The organism is Oscillibacter valericigenes, assembly GCF_016902445.1.
Classification (GTDB): Bacteria; Bacillota; Clostridia; order Oscillospirales; family Oscillospiraceae; genus Oscillibacter; species Oscillibacter avistercoris.
The window spans coordinates 306,616-323,647 of record NZ_JACSNX010000001.1; the positions used below are offsets into that span (position 1 = coordinate 306,616).

Sequence of the window (17,032 nt, forward strand, 5' to 3'; positions counted from 1 at the left end):
CCAATTCATTTGACTTCCTTCGAGATTTTGAATACCCGTTTCTCCGTGGTATCCACAAAGTCGTGGTAGATGTCCGGGTGCTGGGCACGCAGCAGTTCCAGCTGTGCTTTCGTCATCTCCTCCTGGTATTGCGGATTGTAGGAAATTTGGTAAGAAGCCATCGGCGTCTCACATACCGCATTGCAGGCTGCGCCCATCAAGTCAAGGATCGGAGCGTAGGCGACCTTGATCTGCTTATCCAGCTGTCGTGCCCTGCGCTCCAAGCTGCTCTTTTCCTCCCGCAGCTCTATGATCCGATCCAGCTGCTGGGCGTATTCCTCCCCGACAGCAACTTCCGGGATGGATTTATCTGCGGGTCCGTGGTAGCGGCGGATCACGTCAAGCACCACATCAGGCTTCCCGACCAAAGGCGGCTCCTGGCGGCGGCAGACATACTGTGTCCAGAACTCCTCCAGAAGGGAGATCGTATTCTCCTCTTCATCCAGATCCCGCTCAATCTTCTGCCAGACGAAGTCATCCTCATTATTGGAGAACAAGCAGGCGATATAGGCGGTGTTGATGTTCATGACACTCATGTAGTGCCGCACCTGAAGTTCGTAGTGGCGTGGCACACACCCATTGGCCCACAGACATTGGGCGCTGAAGTGCGCTGTCTTACACTCAAGAATGGCCTTCTCGCCATTGGGGAGCGTCACGAAGCGATCCACGTCAGCGAGCATGAATGGGAACAGTGGATGCTGATACATGGTCTGATCCCGATATACCGTGAGCCCAGTTTGCTTGGAAAACACCTGCGCTACGATGTCTTCCAGCAGATGCCCGATCGCAAAGGTGATCGACTTATCCGCAGGCGCAATGACCGGCTCCACACCGATCTTGTCGTAGTACAACTCGCGTGCGGTCCGATAAGGAGATAAATTGAGGGCGGCAGCTACATCGCTGCCGCCAATCCCCTTCTTCCGCCACGCAAGCCACTCGTCCTCGGTCAGAGTTGCGGTATCGACCAAAGCCTTCGGCTGGTAGTTCAAGTCCAGGGACATCATTGATCCTCCTTTGCCATTTCAAAGTTTGAACCGCTGCATTCGCAACAGACCAGGTCATCCAGTTCTTCAAACGAAGCGATGGCCTGGGTGTTCCCGCAATCCTTACAGACTGCGGTTTTCAGATCACTGGATTCCGAGCCAAACTCACCGGTCCGGAAACACCAAATATACTCCTCAAACCACATTCCTTCTTCCTTGGTGTGGATAGAGACATCGACTTGGTCTTCCAAGCAGGCATCCTGGAGCGTAATGCAGGTATCCGGCCAATGCTCAGGGTAGCCGCTCTCAACGCAGGTGCTCGCAGACCACGCATAGTCGGGGTAGATTCGGAACTCGCGCTCCTCGTCTTGCGGTACCCCTCTGAATGCTTCCTCGATCTCCGCCTTGATCTCCTCCCGATCCACATGGAGAAAACTGCGGGCGAAATACTTCACCCCGTCGATCGTTTTGGACTCATCCGGGAAGATGTAGCGCTTCACAAAGGAAAGGATCGCGGTCTTTGTTCCAGTAATGTCAGTGTGTCCATACGCCCAATTCGGCATTTTTAGCCCTCCTCATTTCAATCATTGTTTGGCGCGATCAATTCTGCGGCTCATTTCTGAGCGGAAGATCCCACCTTTTCAGACTTCTGTTGCAATACCGGCGTCACTGCTTTGCTGCTGCTTGATCGCATCAATCAGCTGGTATAAGCAGTTGAACACCTTTTCGGACCCCTTAGATCTGCTGCCAGATGCCTGCAGGTAGGAAACCCGGATTTTATTTGCCTCCATAATCGTTACCCTTGTTAGGTTGTTATTGATCCAGCCCAAGGTCCGAATCGGAACTGCAATGTTGTACTTATCCAGGAGGAAGCTGATCAAATGGGTCCACCTGCTTCCTTGGCCACTCTGATAGACTTCGATCTTGGCATTGTCGATCATGCCTCCGTCTATCAGTTTTTGCTCTGCATCCGCAACGGCATTTTCCAGTAGCCGGTTGACTTCCATGCCCCGTTCATCACGTTCCTTCTGGGCGGCGGCAATACGCTCCTGCCTGCTCCGCTCATAGTGGTCTCGATAGACGGCAAAGAGAGATGCACACTGGTCAAGTTCCTGGAGAACAAGTGCTCCGATGTAATTCGGAGCTGACTCGCCGCCAGTCGCTTTAGCCTTTTGATATTGCTTGACTTTTTCGTCCAGCCAGGTGCTGATGTAATCTGCCTGGCATTCCGGCTTAGCTCCCATGCGCTCGATTTCATCCATTTCCTTAGAATAGAGCTCGTGAAGTGTAGGACCAGAGCCTGTGCGTGCCTGATTCATCTGCTCTTCACGTGCTTTCAAACTCCCATAGAGTTTTTGATATGCAGGCTTTTTCCCGGAGCTATGGATGAGATCATACTCAGACTGTCCTAAGGGGACAAGATACCCATTGAGTTCAATGTGGAGCCAATAGGTGTCATTTTCTGCATGCGGATAGGTGACATCCGGCTTCCCGGCAGATCTCCATAAGCTGTAGGCCTCCTTACCGTTGGAGACCTCATGGCAGAATACAGCCCGCATTTTGGTACCTTTCGCATTGAAGCGATAGCCGCGAAACAGGGGCTTCATCAATTTCGACTCACTCATTTCATTCAGCCTCCATTAAAATCCAAGATCGTCATTTGCCTCAGACGATCCATTGGCATCTCTTTGCACATTTTCAGGCGCACTTTCACATGCAGAGTTGAGCTCATACACGGTTTCATCGATTTCCACGGAATCGTCCAGATAACTGCCTTCAGGTAGTGGAGACTCAGGCCCAAGCGCATACTCGATCGCCTCTTGCAGTGAGTCTGCCTCCACATCGAGGCGTCCGTACATTTGCCAAATCATAGGGATTCTAAACCAGGTCATAGATTGTCCTCCTCTTCGGTCAAATTCTGATGTTCCACGACATTCGTTGGCTCATCGGTCAAGCCGTCGCCGTAGACACAGGTTTGGATCACCTGCTTTGTGGACTCATACTCGACGCAGGTCAGGAGTATCGTGTCATTGCTATCGGCAGGAATCAGATCGATGTAGACGCCAGGAAAATTCTCGGGAACATCGTCCTCCTGCTTTGCATAGACTTTCAGCTTACCAAGAGGTGTGTTCACCTCGAAGCTTCTCTCCATTTCCATGACCATCACCACTTGAAGTCGCCAGGCCGATCAAATTCGTGCCAATTGATGTGCAGGGCACGAGCGATGATCTCCTCCAGCTGTGCGATCCTGGTGCCGCTGGCACCTTCACACTGTGCTTCGAAAATCACATCAGACATGGCCAGATACAGGTGGTATGCCGTACACGGATCGTTACCATTCTGGGCGGAGAACAGGTCTGCCACCTCATAGCTGATCCGTTTCGGAGCTCCGATCCGCTTCAGCACGCCAAGCAGCGTCGTATAGGGGTACCGGATATCGATCTCCAGCAGTTTCTGCTGGCTCTCGATGGACTCCTTGAACTTGGCGTATAAGCAGTCCATCCCAGTCTTGAATGCCTCCAAGTCGGCGCCACACTTGTGTTCCAGCTTCAGAGGATCGCCGAGGGGAATGATGCGGTCGCTGCCTCCAGTCAGAAGGATCGGATAGAGGTTTGCTCCGCTGACTCCCACATCGGAGGTTGTGAATCGAAGGCCAGGGCGCATGGAATGGGCATTGCGGATGCCTTTTGCCGCAACCGCAGCATGGTAGGTATCCAGCAGTTCGTTGGTCTGCCCGTCCAGCGTCCAAATCGCCGTGACGATCGAGTGGTCAAAATTCGCCGCTAGGAAGTGGTTGCCGGGGAAGTCCCTATCCAGGACAGTCCTAACACACTGGACCAGGGGCAAAATCTCCAGCACAGCATAGTCCTTCGGGTCGCCGCCATGGACAGCAGATACCTTCTCATCCGCTACCTTGATGAGGCTTTCTCCCGCCGCGACATCCATGCAGTAGTTCAAGATCCTGGTGAACACCTTCTTCGAGACTTTGTTCAGCGCATGGCCGGAGATCCGGGCACGCTCCAGGATTGTCTTGATCGCGCAGGATCGGACGGGATAGGTCTCCCCATTGACTTTCAGGAGCAGATTGGTGTTTTCCATGGTGTCTGCGATGATCTCCGCCCTTCCCTCATGCTCGTACAGCTTGAGATAGAGATCCCCCATCGGAGTATCCTTCTCAAGCGACTCGAACACGATGCTTCTGGAGGGCGTCACCATCCACCGGCTGTTGTCCTGGCGTTCCTTCAAGAAATCCAAAAACTCGCTTGGATCACTGAAGGAGCAACTGTAGTTGTCCGCGTAGATGTTTCTTTCCGTCATTGGTTTTACCGCCTTTCAAAATGATTTCTCAAACCCGCCGGAGCGGTATTTGGACAAAAAAAGAGCACTTCGATTTGTGGTGTCACAAATCAAAGCGCAAATAGTTGGTGGCTGCTATCTTCCGGCCACCTATTCAGTCCATGAGCATATCCGCTCACGCCTCACTGCTTACTCAGATCCCCATCGGGAGAAGATTATCTAATAAGTACACGGCAATCTTAGCATGAGGCGAGTAAGGCGGCAAGCATACCGAAAAGTACTACAATTACTTTATTGTGATTTATTTCCAATTTCTCTCTTGACATTACGTCCAACTGGACGTATTATATGCGTATCACGTCCAGCTGGACGTAAGGAGGTTTACAATGAATCATTTCTATCCCGCTGAATATGGCTTCCTGTTCGAGGAAGAAAGTGATTTCGTACCTGGTATTGGAGAGATGATAACCCTCCTCGCACCAGGTGAGGAGTTTCTCAAGCAGCGTGAAGCGTTAGGGCTCACGCAGCAGCAGGTAGCTGATAAGGCAGGAATCCTCATCCGGCAATACCAACGTCTGGAGAGTGGTGAGCGAAGCCTGGACAGCACATCCTTCCGAATCGGGCTGAATGTCTGCCATGCGCTCCAAATTGATCCCAGATTCTACTGCGAAGCTCGTACTAAAGAGGAAGGACAGCGGGTACGCGAGCAGAGACTGCTGAAAGCGAAAGCCGAGGCTGAGGCCGAGGCCGAGGACTCTAATGCGGCACCGGAAGAGGAACCTCATAATGAAACGCCCAGCCGGCAGTTCAAGTATGTCACCTATCGTGAGACCGAAGATGGCGATCCAGGCGAAATCATAGGTGTAGAATTTGGGACCGGGATCAACGCGGTTTTCGACCAGATCTCCCAGTCGATCAGGGATGACCTCTCTGTGAATCCTGACTACGATGGCTGCGATATTGGCATCTACGACTATGAACAACTTCAAGATCATCACTATTCTGTCCAGGCCGTGGTTGATCGGCCTTATGCCCCAAGGAATGATTTGTATGACTACCTGGTGGTAGAAAGCGAACAGGAATAAGACAGATGGCCGCTTTCTTATACACTTGAGGAGATTGAAGGATATGCTCTCAAGGAGCAGATGATGAAACAGGCACCCCACAATCCTTTGGGATTGTGAGGTGCCTGTTTTAGTCTTTATTTCCAGCCAGAGCCTGTATGTAATCCGCTACGATTTCAGACAGAAGTTCTGACCGATTGATCCGGCCTGCCAGGGACCTTGCTCCATTATGATTTGTGATGTAGGTCGGATCACCTGTTAGCAGGAAACCGACGATCTGATTGATAGGGGCATAACCGCGCTCTTGGAGCGCCGAGTATATCAGCCGCAGCCTTTCCGCATCCGTCATTTCCATATATGCCCCCTGGTTACTGTACCCGATAGCCACGCTCCACCGTGGCAAGTACATAATCCAACATACTCTCATGTGATGGGAATGTCTTTGGCTCCAAGCCTTCAACTTCATGAAAAGAGATGATCCGGTCAACCGAATCCTGCCAACAAACGCAATTTGTATCTATCCTCATTCTTGGCACCTCAAAGGTATCTTCCGTTCCACAAACCAGCGGCCGATGATATTGCCAGTTAAATTGGCTGTCCTCTCAAAGTAAAGGAAGCGCCGCTGTCCACGCATCATGACAGTATAGCGATCCCCTTGCCCACCGGCTTTCGCCGCATATGACGGCCGGATGTCGAGGACTCGGTCTATTTCATATGTTATCCCATTCTCCCAGGTAAGCGCACGGGGCAGCATGACGCCATCCTCATTGAAATGGACGGAAACCGCCACATACGCTTTATACTCCGCCCCCGCGTCCATGGCCTTCAGCAGAGCGGCTTGCTGATGTCTCGCCGCAGGAAATCAGACTGCGCAAGATATGGGGCCTGGAACCGGCCATCACGCTTTTCAAGAAGCCGCAGTTTGAAGTCCAGCAGTTCCGGCGGGACATTCAGCGAACTGGCCACAGAGAAGAAGTCTGTATGGCTCTGGAGCGTGTCAAACAAATCTGTGTCATCGACCAGGAACTCCGCTGCGAAAATATTGGCTTCCCGCTCCATAAAGTCTCTGTCATCCAGATAGGACAACTCGTGGAACGTGCGGATCTTACTATCCACATGTAAGACACCATGCGCCAGCTCGTGGGCGAGGATGACCCGCTGCACCAGGTCTTCCAACTCGCTGTTGACCACGGCGATTTTACATCTGCTGTGGATCAGAAAGAAGCCCTTACATGACCCAGCATGACAGCCCATCGGTTGTCTGGAAACGCGGATTCCCATAGCCTCGCACAATTCCTCCGCATCAGATGTCTTATATTTGCTCTTTAAGCGAGCGACTTCTCGCTTGATACTTTCTGCCCGCATCTCCATCACCTCGATTCAAAATAGAGCTGGGCTCCCTTTATATGCGTCATAGTAGCAATCCAGGAGTCCCATAATCCGTACTACATTTACCGGGCTGAATCGAGTATGATCAATCGCGGTATTTTTTGGGCGTGAATTTGTTGTGGGCATCTTCCTTACATGCCAGGTATGCCTGCATCACTGCCTGGAAGAACTGGTCCTTGTCCTCCTGGGGGACCTCGCCGCCGGCGAACATCGTCTTAACGCCGTCAAGAAGATCCTCCAGCTCACCGGCTCCTTTCTGGCCGTGCCTCATGCGCACGGCGTTGAGATAAGGTGCCTCATCCAGTCCATAGGAGGGGTCCTCCACATCAGGGCGGGAGAGATACGCTTCCGAAACGCCCAGCACTTCCGCAAGCTTATACAGGTTGCGGCCACGGGGGACCACAGTCTCTGTCTCATATTTCGATACTGTGCGGATGGTAAGCCCGGACTTCTCCGCCAGCTCCGCTTGGGTCAAATTCTTTCTGGCTCTGCTCTCCCGGATCTTCTCGCCAATTGTCTTCATAGCTTCATCCTCTTTCTGCAGGCAATAACGAGTCAATTTCTCAAAAGTTCTATTGACAGGGGCCGTCGTACCTGCTATTGTATGGATAGAACTTTATAGAACTTACATGGAACGATGTAGAACTTGATTGCATTATAAATGGAAGTTTGCGCATTGTCAAGTAGAATGTGAAGGAATTTTATAGAACTTCCATCGAGCCGAAAGCGAGGGTAGGACTATGTGCAATCGGGTTGTATTCCACAGCGACCTCAACAACTGCTATGCCAGTATTGAGTGTATGCTGCACCCGGAACTGAGAGGGACATATCTTGCTGTCTGCGGCAGTACAGAGGAGCGGCATGGGATCGTATTGGCGAAGAACCAGCTGGCCAAAAAATGCGGCGTCAAGACGGGTGATGTCATTTGGGAGGCAAAGCAGAAGTGTCCGCAGCTGACCACTGTTCCGCCGCACATGGAGCAATATTTGAAATTCTCTAAAATCGTACGGGCAATCTATCTGCGGTACTCTCCCGAAGTGGAGGCATTTGGGATCGATGAGAGCTGGATCGAGATGACCGGGTCCCCGCTGCTGGAGCATCGCTCCCCGGTCGATGTAGCCAATGAGATCCGTGAAACGGTGAAGGCGGAGACAGGGCTCACGGTTTCCATCGGAGTCAGCTTCAATAAGATATTCGCCAAATTGGGCTCCGATATGAAGAAGCCGGACGCTGTGACAGAGATCTGGGAAGACACATTCCGCGACCAGGTCTGGCCCCTCCCTGTATCGGATCTTCTCTACGTTGGCCGCGCCACTACGGACAAGCTTGCCCGATATGGCATCCATACGATCGGCGCCTTGGCGAAAGCAGAACCGGAATTCCTGCAGCGGGTACTTGGGCGGAACGGCCTAAAGCTCTGGATCTACGCCAATGGCAAGGACACCTCGCGTGTGATGCCGTGCGATTATGAGCCGCCCGTCAAAAGCATCGGGCATGGGATCACCTGCACTGCGGATTTGGCCACAGAATATGAGGTGCGGCAAGTCCTGTTGGAACTCAGTCAAGAGGTCGGCAAGAAACTGCGCAAACATCATTTGGCCGCGACCGGCGTCCGTATCTATGTGCGGGACTGTACCCTGAACCATCGCGAATACCAAGCGCGGATGCCCTTCCCCACGCAGAGTTTTCTGGAATTGGCCGAGGCAGGCTCGAAGCTGTTTCATCGCAGGTATGGTTGGGACCACCCTGTCCGATCCCTCACCATCAGCGCGATCGACCTGGTACCGTCAGATACGCCTATCCAGCTGGATCTCTGGACAGACTTCGCCAGGCACAAAAGGAAATTGGATTTGGAGCGTACAGTAGAGGATATCCGCAGACGCTTTGGCATAAGGGCGATCAACTTTGCCTCCCTGGGTGACTCTTTGAAGATCCCATCCCACAGAGAAGTAGAATATAAAATGCCGGCTGTTATGTATCAGTGAGGAGTGAGAATCAATGACAGATCATGTGAATTATGTAGGTCGGGTGGACCATCCTATTTTGATGGACGAGTCTGACCAGACAGTGATGATAAAGGGCTTCACCGGTCGGCTTGCCGGTGATGTTATGCTCTTTAACAGCTTTGGCCGGCACTATCTCGACTATGGGATCACAGACGGAAGCTTGCTGCTCTGTGCCATGGGATCGAGCCGCATGACGGCGACTTGGTCATCAAGATGAATCAGGGCAAGCCGGCTGTCTATATCTTCCGGCTCGGCTCCACCGAGACTGCCGAGGGCTCCATGCGCGTGTTGGGAAATGCGGATGAGGCTGATTACGTGATCGTCAGTGCCTTTAACTTCTACCACTGATTGGAGGGATTCGCATTGGATAAATTCGCCAGCTATCTGAGAAAGTTAGACATCACTCAGAATGTGACAGAAGAAGAGGTGGAGAAGACGGAAATGCTGCTGCATGTCTACGCACCTACACTGCGTAGCGCCGCACATCGGCTAGAGGAATTGGGCGAGGAGTGCTATGAGGGACGGCGCCAGACGATCTCCGACTTCATCAATCTGGCAATCGACTATGATCGGGATGCAGATCGGAAAAGGATCGCAGAGCGGCTCTCTGACATGGGCCATTCCATGGAACTGCTCTCCATCCTGGAGTCTGCCCTTCTCTTGATGAAGGAAGACCCCAGGCATGGAGACCTTTACTACAAGCTCCTCTCCACCCGCTACTTTGATGCCTACTGCCGCTCCAATGAGGATGCCTTCCTCGCACTCGGGATGTCCTCTTCTTCCTACTACCGGCACATCAAGCGTGCGGTTCGAATGTACGCTGCCTACCTCTGGTGCGTGGTCATTCCCGATCTGATCCTCAAGGAGGACTTGAGAAAGGAATACAACGGAGATGCCGCCGGACATGGAGGTGGGAGTCAAGTGGGAGACAAAGTGGCAGTCAACTGGTACTGAAATGAGAACTTTTCCGGCAAGATAATGGGAGCTGACTGGCATTGATAACGAAAATCTGACCTTGTATAATTGACTATGCTGGAAGGCATATAGGCTCCTCGGAGTGATCCGAGGGGCCATTTTTTATGCCCTTCCCAGCCAATACGGGGCAAAGAGCCGGACTGCTGCGATCGTGCAGCGGCCCGGCTTTTTTGCTGCCCAGAGTTGGGAGCATAGTCTATGTCCTGCAGTCCATATCGGGCGAGAGGCCCGCCTCCATGCTGTTCGAGTTGGTCAAAAATCGAACAGTTTTGGAGGAAAAACATGAAAACAGTCAAAATTAAAGACTACTTCGGTAAGATCCATTATGTTCCGGTCAATGATGAGGTGTACGAGGCGCTGCGTGATATCCGTCGTGAGGAGGATCGACTCAGGAAAAGGACTGCTTATCACCGAAGCAGATTTTCCCTTGATGAATATGAGACGGGAATGCGCACCGGAGAGAGTGATCCAATTCAGGAGGAACTGATTCGCAAGGAGGAATGCATCCGCCTTTATGAGGCGATCTCCCAGCTGACCCCGCTTCAGCGGCGCCGTATTCAAATGCTGATGGAAGATATGAACTATACCCAAATTGCTCGCGTAGAGGGAAGAAATCCCTCCGTGATTTATCGTTCGATCCAAGGCAGTTTCCTGCACCTGCGGCGCCTTCTGAAGGAATAAAGGTTATGTGAGAGGCGGCCAGCGCATTGGCTGGCCGCCTTCTCCAAGTTTTGTGTTGTCAAAGAACTACGATATACGTAAACAATAGTAGAGTAAAAAGATAGGAGGGGTCATCCCATGATTATTTCTGTGGATCACGGCAATAAATCCATCAAGACACCACGGCTGCTCTTCACGTCCGGACTGATCGAGTCGGATACCAGGCCCGGCATTAAGACGGACTGTATTTTCTGGAACGGTAAATATTACACGCTGACAGAGAAGCGAATCTCGTACCTGCGGGACAAGACGGAGGACGATCGATTCTATGTGCTCACGCTTTTTGCCATCGCCAAAGAGCTGGAGCTGGATGGGATCATGGAGCCGGATGAGGAACTTGACATCACGCTCCTGGTCGGTCTGCCGCCCGCGCACTATGGCCAGCTGTATAGCCGGTTCGAGCAGTACTTCCTCCGAAAGCGGGAAGTGGTCGATTTCGAGTACAACGGCCGCTACTACTCGATCCGGATCACCAAGGTTGTCAGCTACACCCAGGCCCTGGCCGCTGCGGTCACAAAATATGGGGAACTCAAGAAGCACGCCGCATCCTATATCATCGACATCGGTGGCTATACCGTCGATGTTCTGAAGCTCCGATATGGGAAGCCGGACTTGGCGGTGGTGGAGAGTTTTGAGCAGGGCGTAATCACCCTCTATAACAGCATTGCCAGCCAGTGCAATTCCCAATTTGCCCTCCATCTGGAGGACTGCGACATTGATGAAGTGATTCGCGGGGAGCCGACGATCCTCCCGGGTGAGGTGCAGATCCTGATTCGGAAGATGGCCAACCAATTCCTCACGGAGCTGTGTAACTTCTTGGGTGAGCGCGGCATCGACCTGAAGGTCAGCAAGTGCGTGTTTGCGGGCGGTGGGTCCATGCTGCTGCGGAGCATCATCGAGCGCAGCGACAAGGTAGGGTTCCCCATTTTTATCGATGACATCCACGCCAATGCGCAGGGGTACCTGCTCCTTTATAAGAGTGAGGAGGCGGCCCATGGCAGCAAGTAATCACAGGCCGCGTATCTCCCTGCAATTCAATGAATTCGACTTCCGACACCGCAAGGTGCTGGAGATCCTGCGGGCCAGGCCCCGGAACATGACGGACCTCGTAGTGAATGCGATCCTCCACTTTGTGAGCTGCCCTGACGCAGAGCAGGAGTATGATAAGGAGTCCATCAAGAAGCTGATCCGCGAAGTGATATTGGAGATGTCAGCGGAGGGGAGCATTTCGCTCACCTTTGCTCCTACCGCCCCCGGAGAGCCGCCGGCCAATCCGGATTTAAGCGATATGATGGCGGCTTTCCGGAGCGGGCAGTGAGTCTGGCCAGATGATGTGCCAAGGGGCAAGAAAATATGGGCGTGAAGAATTGCATAGACAATATCAGTGGTATCCCTGCGGATGTGACGTTTCGGGACCTCAGGGTCCACTACCGTACAGGCCGGGCCGTCCGTCTGTCGGGAACGGGGCGCGATAAGGAATACACCTATCGTGTGGGCGTCCAGACTGACCTCGGAGACATTGAGCTTTCTGTATGGCAGGAAGCGATGCAACGGCTGATCCATGCCAGCGGTGAGGATGAATTACAGCAGGCACTCCAGGCCTATGTGAAGGAGCATATCTACTGGTGGCATACACGGGCGGAGCGCCTGCAGGAGTCGCTGGAACTGCACGCCTGCCGTACCTTTGAAGATCCAAGATGGGCCGACTATGACCTGTTCTATCAGGGCTACTTCCAAAAGGTCAAATCAAATGAAGGAGGATCTGAACTTGAATAAGAAGATGGGCGCGCTGGTGTACGATGCCGCGATCGACCGCATGGACATCCGCTACGGACTGAATCGCTTTCATGGCGGCTTGCATTGCGGTGAGCAGTTGGAGGTGCTGGTCAATGGCCGGTGGCTCCCTACCAGAATTGAGAAGGGCAAGGACTGGTATCTGGTCGGGATCAAGACAGAGAGTCTGATCGGCCTGCTGGTGCGCATTTGAGTCCGAGCATACACCTCAAACGAAATTGGGAGGATGCCGCGTCATGGCGGCGTCTTCCCAATTCATTTGCGCTCTCGGACGAATTATTGAGAAAGTCGAGAAAATTCGGAGAGGCTGTATAGTGAAGCACGATCAATTACCCTTGCCGGCGTATAGTATCCCTTTAATTTGGAATACTATTAAGGGAATATCTTCTTTAGGAGTTGTATTTCCCCTTATTATATGCTATAATTTAAGGGAACAAAGGGGGCGTAAGGTTATGCGCACATTCAATTACTCCGCGATCCGGGAGCAGAAGTGGGATTCGGATATCCTGGGGCTGGTCGCGGCAATCTATAAGGAGGCTGGGAAACAGGAGCTGTGTCTGAAACAGCGGCCGGAGGAATTAGAGAAACTGGTGGAGATCGCAAAGGTACAGAGCACCGAGGCATCCAATGCCATTGAGGGCATCGTGACCACAAACACCCGCATCCGGCAGCTTGTGGAGGAGAAAACGATGCCGAGAAACCGGGACGAGCAGGAGATCGCCGGCTACCGGGATGTGCTGAACCTCATCCACGAGAACTTCGATGCCATCCCCATCACCCAGAATTACATCCTGCAGCTCCACAAGATCCTCTATAGTCACATGAACAATCCCATGGCGGGTAGGACGAAAAACGTTCAGAATTACATCAGTGCCACCTATCCCGACGGCCATGTGGAGACCTTGTTCACCCCCTTGGCCCCCTATGAAACACCGGAGGCTCTGGACAGGATCTGCGAGGAGTACAATCGGGTCATCGGGAACATGGAAGTAGAGCCGCTGATCGTTATTCCCGTATTCATCCACGACTTCCTCTGCATCCACCCATTCAACGATGGAAACGGAAGAATGAGCCGTCTGCTGACTACGCTGCTGCTCTATCGCAGCGGGTTCTATGTGGGCAAATATATCTCACTGGAGGCCAAGATCGCGAAAAATAAGGATCTCTATTATGAAGTCCTGGGTCAGGCGCAGATCGGATGGCATGAAGGTACTGAAGATACGGTGCCCTTCATCAAGTATCTGCTGGGGACCATCCTCTCCGCCTACAAGGACTTTGAGGACCGTTTTGCTCTGGTAGAGACAAAGCTTCCGGCCCTGGAGACCGTGCGCCGGGCTACCATGGAAAAGATCGGGCGGTTTACGAAGCAGGACATCCGGGAACTCTGCCCTTCGCTCAGCATCAGCTCCATCGAGGGGGCGCTGCGGAAATTGGTGGCTGCCGGGGAGCTGAAACGGGAAGGCGCCGGGAAGAACATTTGCTATTACAGGTTAAAATGATTCTATGACGCAAAACAGCACGGATATGGCTTCATTGCGAAGTCAAATCCGTGCTGTTTTCATACTCTTTTGCGCGTTGAGTCTCCAGTATAGGTCAAAGTAGTTTCACTTCGATTCGCTTACTCTAAAATGATGGTGCGGCCTTCTTCATCTGCATCATCATCGCCCAATCCGAAAGATACAGAAAGCGGCTCTTTCTTGTAGAGCACAGCGGTACCCGCGTAGCCATTTCGCTGTCCGTGATTCCAGCAGTGCTGGTACCCCGGCAGGATCTGCGGCTCTTGCTGGGTCCGGATCTCCTGCAGGCAGAGTATATCCGGCCCAATATCCGCGATTGGGGCAAAGGAGTTGTTCTGACTGCAAGAGCTAAGACCATTCAAGTTCCATGAGACAATCTTCAATTCAAATCCTCTCCTCATCATGGTATGGCAAAAGCCCAGCACCTCCAAGGTACTGGGCTTTTCCTCATGTCTCCAGATCCAACGTAAAACCGCTCCGGCCTTGAAAAAACCTATTATCTATCTACCGCAGCACTTCTTGTATTTTTTGCCGCTCCCGCAAGGGCACGGATCATTCCTGCCGATTTTCGGCTTCTTCTCTCCCACCGGCTTTGCAGGAGCTGCCTTGGCCAGCTCCTGCAAAAGGCTCAGACGCAGCTGTTCATTGGGTAGGTCAGCCTCCATGATCCCTCGCCGCAGCTCCTCCGCATTCATACTTCCTTCCGCAAGCGCCTTCTTGATATTCGGGCCGAAGGACAGCGTCTGGGGCATCTGTTCCTCACGCGGCAAGAGGTCGAAAAGCTCATTGGGGGTATAGCCACGGTTGCTCTGCATCCTGGTGGTGTTGTGGAAAGCCTGATATCGTTCGATGAAGGTTTGGAAGTCCTTCCGACGAGGAAAGTGGACACCCATTGCTGTGAGCCGTTCCTGGACCTGCGGGAAATCGGCATCAGCGCAGCGGATACCGAAGACGAGTTCATCGAAAACCTCAGACTTTTTCCACTCTGGCAACTGTAGCCGAGTCTCTATGAACTCCCGCATCTGATTTGTTTCCTCTGTCGGCTCACAATAGAAGGCATCATCGTAGGCCAGCAGTTCTGCCTTCGATGGAACATAGTAGGGCTTTCCCTGCTGGCTTTTCAGGAGCGCATGGTATCTGTCCAACCCATCTCCAATGAGCGAGACATCTATGATCTCTCGGTCCAGGACATCTTTGAGTTTCCCATCCACATAGAGTTCGTCAAGACCCAGGATATAGTAGTCCTCGCACTCGTGCCGGGCGATTTCCGCAAAGGCAAGGAACTCGTCCCGCGTCACCAGCTTGGGGCTTTGAGAAGATATGATCTCGTATGCTTTCCGAAGTGGAATGATCCCATATAGGTTAGCCATCGCATTGAAGTACTTCCGCAACTGCCGGGAAGTCGTATCTTTCAGTGGGATCTCCCGGTACTTGGAATTCAATTCCCGTCGTTTATAAGGCTCCGGGAAGTCGATGTAGAATTGTCCGTCTTTTATCATGGCCTTGCCTCCAGAGAACAGTAGACATTGGAGCGGATTTTGAGCAATTCTCTCACTTTGAATTATAGCGGCGATACAAACATATGGCAAGACTACTCCTACCAGAAGTCAGAGCCAAAATAGAGGAACATGAACGATTCCTATATATAGGAATTAGTCTGACAAGAAAAAGTCCAGTACTCTAAAAACTTCTTCGAGTTTCACACGAGAAAATACTCTTATTCGAGCTGCATTAGCACAATAATTTGATGGGAGGCCGCAGAATGCGGCCTCCCGGTAGTTTAATCAGCGGTATAATTAGTCTCTTCGAACTAATAAAAAGCAATACTCTGAGCGTCGATCACTGGCATTACAACTCTAAGCTATTTTCATTCAACAAAAATTCCTTGACGCCCATTGTAACGTATCCTTTGTCATCCCGGCGAGGTTTCATTGTCCTCTCAACAACAATAATTTTCTTAAATGAGTCATTTGCCCTATCAAAAGATTTTGTCTCCTGATCCAACTTTTCTTTGCTTGGGATCTCATAGGCAGACTGGATATAATAGCGTCTGCTACCCTGGTTCGCAATAAAGTCGATTTCCAGCTGCTTGCGTTGCTCTCTCCCCTCAGAGTTTTTCTCTCTAACTTCAACAACGCCCACATCCACATTGTAACCCCGATACCGAAGTTCGTTGTAGATGATATTTTCCATAATGTGCGATGGCTCGATTTGCCGGAAGTTCAATCGTGCATTTCGGAGTCCAATGTCTTCAAAGTACACTTTGAAAGGCGTGTCAATATAGTGCTTACCTTTCACATCATAGCGTTTCGCCTTGCTGATCAGGAAGGATTCCGCCATATGGCCAATGTATTTGGCGACCGTCACTTCGCTGATTGTAGAACCCTTTATACTTTTGAAGGTGCCCGCCAATTTCCTCGGGTTCACAAGTGTTGAGATACCGGAAGCGAGGATATCCAGCAATTCCCCGATGTCTTCATCCGACTGCAAGTTATACCGTTTCACGATATCCCTTAGGTAGACATTCGTGATCTGGGTGTTCAAATAAGCAACTTTCTGTTCCTCGGTCTGCATAAGAGCGACAGAGGGGAGTCCTCCATATACCATGTAGTCATCAAATGCCTCTTCTTTGGAGCCATCGTATACGCTGAAGAATTCGGAGAAGGACAGTGGCAAAACATGGACTTCGTCGCCGCGACCAGCAAATTCCGTGATGATATCGCTGGAGAGGAATTTGGAATTACTCCCCGTCACATAGACATCCACATTGTCCTTACGAAGGTACCCGTTCAAAACGGCTTCAAAATATCCCAGATTTTGTACCTCATCTAAAAGGAGATAGTACATACCATCATCAACAATTTTATCGTTAATGTAGGTCATGAATTTTTCCGGGTCAACTTTCCGTTTTCCCTCTTCTATCTCCATTAGATCCTCACCGATCAGCATGAGGTTTTGTGCTGAGTCAAATGCGAAGCGGATGATATGACTGTCCTCTACACCACTATTAAGTAAATGCTGATAAAACAGTGTATTCAAAAGATAGGATTTACCACAGCGGCGAATACCAGTGATGACCTTCACAAATCCGTTGTGCTTGCGAGCAATCAATTTATTCAGATATACATTTCGTTCGATTTGCATAGCGCACCCCTCTTTATATCTTTACCGAAATCGGCAAAAATATTCAGTCCGCTGTTATTGTAGCAAATGAAGAAGCTTATTTCAAGAGAACAATGTCGATTGCG

22 protein-coding genes and 1 pseudogene are annotated in these 17,032 nt (G+C 51.5%); 11 read left to right on the top strand and 12 right to left on the bottom strand.

All coding sequences use genetic code 11. The features are described 5' to 3' along the window. Nucleotides 1-5: 5 nt before the first annotated feature. The 6 genes from H9X91_RS01445 to H9X91_RS01470 form a co-directional block, all read right to left on the bottom strand. Nucleotides 6-1,040, bottom strand: a complete 1,035-nt coding sequence (locus H9X91_RS01445) for a YqaJ viral recombinase family nuclease (protein WP_204801785.1) — start codon at nt 1,038-1,040, stop codon at nt 6-8. After that, nucleotides 1,040-1,585, bottom strand: coding sequence for a hypothetical protein (locus tag H9X91_RS01450; RefSeq protein ID WP_204801787.1), 546 nt, complete (start codon nt 1,583-1,585; stop codon nt 1,040-1,042). The genes H9X91_RS01445 and H9X91_RS01450 overlap by 1 nt, the downstream gene beginning before the upstream one ends. 78 nt (nt 1,586-1,663) lie before the next feature. Then, nucleotides 1,664-2,647: a hypothetical protein gene (locus tag H9X91_RS01455; RefSeq protein ID WP_204801790.1), complete on the bottom strand. Its 984-nt coding sequence runs from the start codon at nt 2,645-2,647 to the stop codon at nt 1,664-1,666. A gap of 15 nt (nt 2,648-2,662) precedes the next feature. Then, nucleotides 2,663-2,914: a hypothetical protein gene (locus H9X91_RS01460; RefSeq protein WP_195607929.1), complete on the bottom strand. Its 252-nt coding sequence runs from the start codon at nt 2,912-2,914 to the stop codon at nt 2,663-2,665. Continuing rightward, nucleotides 2,911-3,180: a hypothetical protein gene (locus tag H9X91_RS01465; RefSeq protein ID WP_204801792.1), complete on the bottom strand. Its 270-nt coding sequence runs from the start codon at nt 3,178-3,180 to the stop codon at nt 2,911-2,913. The genes H9X91_RS01460 and H9X91_RS01465 overlap by 4 nt, the downstream gene beginning before the upstream one ends. A 5-nt stretch (nt 3,181-3,185) precedes the next feature. Continuing rightward, nucleotides 3,186-4,340, bottom strand: coding sequence for a transposase (locus tag H9X91_RS01470; protein WP_204801794.1), 1,155 nt, complete (start codon nt 4,338-4,340; stop codon nt 3,186-3,188). Between the two features lie 365 nt (nt 4,341-4,705). On the opposite strand from H9X91_RS01470, the gene H9X91_RS01475 reads away from it, so the two are divergent. Then, a complete protein-coding gene (locus H9X91_RS01475) occupies nt 4,706-5,404 on the top strand; it encodes a helix-turn-helix domain-containing protein (protein WP_204801796.1) in 699 nt (232 codons plus the stop codon). 109 nt (nt 5,405-5,513) lie between these two features. Here the strand turns inward: H9X91_RS01475 and H9X91_RS01480 are convergent, their stop codons facing one another. The 3 genes from H9X91_RS01480 to H9X91_RS01490 form a co-directional block, all read right to left on the bottom strand. Continuing rightward, entirely contained in the window at nt 5,514-5,732 is a 219-nt protein-coding gene (locus H9X91_RS01480; protein WP_195608038.1) for an IreB family regulatory phosphoprotein, read from the bottom strand. A gap of 476 nt (nt 5,733-6,208) precedes the next feature. Next, nucleotides 6,209-6,754, bottom strand: a complete 546-nt coding sequence (locus tag H9X91_RS01485) for an ImmA/IrrE family metallo-endopeptidase (RefSeq protein ID WP_195607933.1) — start codon at nt 6,752-6,754, stop codon at nt 6,209-6,211. A 103-nt stretch (nt 6,755-6,857) separates the two neighbouring features. Further along, nucleotides 6,858-7,295: a helix-turn-helix domain-containing protein gene (locus tag H9X91_RS01490; protein WP_195607934.1), complete on the bottom strand. Its 438-nt coding sequence runs from the start codon at nt 7,293-7,295 to the stop codon at nt 6,858-6,860. Between the two features lie 217 nt (nt 7,296-7,512). Here H9X91_RS01490 and H9X91_RS01495 point away from each other — a divergent pair, with 217 nt between their 5' ends. The 10 genes from H9X91_RS01495 to H9X91_RS01540 all read left to right on the top strand — a co-directional run bounded on the left by H9X91_RS01495 (nt 7,513) and on the right by H9X91_RS01540 (nt 13,766). Further along, nucleotides 7,513-8,757: a DNA polymerase Y family protein gene (locus H9X91_RS01495; protein WP_204801798.1), complete on the top strand. Its 1,245-nt coding sequence runs from the start codon at nt 7,513-7,515 to the stop codon at nt 8,755-8,757. 13 nt (nt 8,758-8,770) lie between these two features. Further along, the gene (locus H9X91_RS01500) at nt 8,771-8,995 is read left to right on the top strand and encodes a hypothetical protein (protein WP_204801800.1); all 225 of its coding nucleotides are present in this window, start codon (nt 8,771-8,773) and stop codon (nt 8,993-8,995) included. Beyond that, the gene (locus H9X91_RS01505) at nt 8,980-9,126 is read left to right on the top strand and encodes a hypothetical protein (RefSeq protein ID WP_204801802.1); all 147 of its coding nucleotides are present in this window, start codon (nt 8,980-8,982) and stop codon (nt 9,124-9,126) included. The genes H9X91_RS01500 and H9X91_RS01505 overlap by 16 nt, the downstream gene beginning before the upstream one ends. A 15-nt stretch (nt 9,127-9,141) precedes the next feature. Continuing rightward, on the top strand, nt 9,142-9,732 hold the full coding sequence (locus tag H9X91_RS01510) for a hypothetical protein (RefSeq protein WP_195607936.1): 591 nt from the start codon (nt 9,142-9,144) through the stop codon (nt 9,730-9,732). A 303-nt stretch (nt 9,733-10,035) separates the two neighbouring features. Beyond that, a complete protein-coding gene (locus H9X91_RS01515) occupies nt 10,036-10,434 on the top strand; it encodes an RNA polymerase sigma factor (RefSeq protein ID WP_195607937.1) in 399 nt (132 codons plus the stop codon). A gap of 117 nt (nt 10,435-10,551) precedes the next feature. Next, nucleotides 10,552-11,481: a ParM/StbA family protein gene (locus H9X91_RS01520; protein ID WP_204801804.1), complete on the top strand. Its 930-nt coding sequence runs from the start codon at nt 10,552-10,554 to the stop codon at nt 11,479-11,481. Further along, entirely contained in the window at nt 11,468-11,791 is a 324-nt protein-coding gene (locus tag H9X91_RS01525; protein ID WP_204801806.1) for a hypothetical protein, read from the top strand. The genes H9X91_RS01520 and H9X91_RS01525 overlap by 14 nt, the downstream gene beginning before the upstream one ends. Before the next feature lie 35 nt (nt 11,792-11,826). Further along, nucleotides 11,827-12,249: a hypothetical protein gene (locus H9X91_RS01530; RefSeq protein WP_204801808.1), complete on the top strand. Its 423-nt coding sequence runs from the start codon at nt 11,827-11,829 to the stop codon at nt 12,247-12,249. Further along, complete coding sequence (locus H9X91_RS01535; protein WP_420850728.1) at nt 12,242-12,460, top strand: DUF5348 domain-containing protein; 219 nt, start codon at nt 12,242-12,244, stop codon at nt 12,458-12,460. The genes H9X91_RS01530 and H9X91_RS01535 overlap by 8 nt, the downstream gene beginning before the upstream one ends. Nucleotides 12,461-12,719: 259 nt before the next feature. Next, the gene (locus H9X91_RS01540) at nt 12,720-13,766 is read left to right on the top strand and encodes a Fic family protein (RefSeq protein WP_195607942.1); all 1,047 of its coding nucleotides are present in this window, start codon (nt 12,720-12,722) and stop codon (nt 13,764-13,766) included. Nucleotides 13,767-13,885: 119 nt separating this feature from the next. Here the strand turns inward: H9X91_RS01540 and H9X91_RS01545 are convergent, their stop codons facing one another. From H9X91_RS01545 to H9X91_RS01555, 3 genes and pseudogenes are all read right to left on the bottom strand, one after another. Continuing rightward, on the bottom strand, nt 13,886-14,209 hold the full coding sequence (locus H9X91_RS01545; protein ID WP_338111915.1) for an endonuclease/exonuclease/phosphatase family protein: 324 nt from the start codon (nt 14,207-14,209) through the stop codon (nt 13,886-13,888). A gap of 75 nt (nt 14,210-14,284) precedes the next feature. Further along, a pseudogene (locus H9X91_RS14775) lies at nt 14,285-14,356 on the bottom strand (SEC-C metal-binding domain-containing protein); the annotation flags it as partial. 1,276 nt (nt 14,357-15,632) lie between these two features. Continuing rightward, a complete protein-coding gene (locus H9X91_RS01555; protein WP_204801814.1) occupies nt 15,633-16,928 on the bottom strand; it encodes an ATP-binding protein in 1,296 nt (431 codons plus the stop codon). Nucleotides 16,929-17,032: the final 104 nt, after the last annotated feature.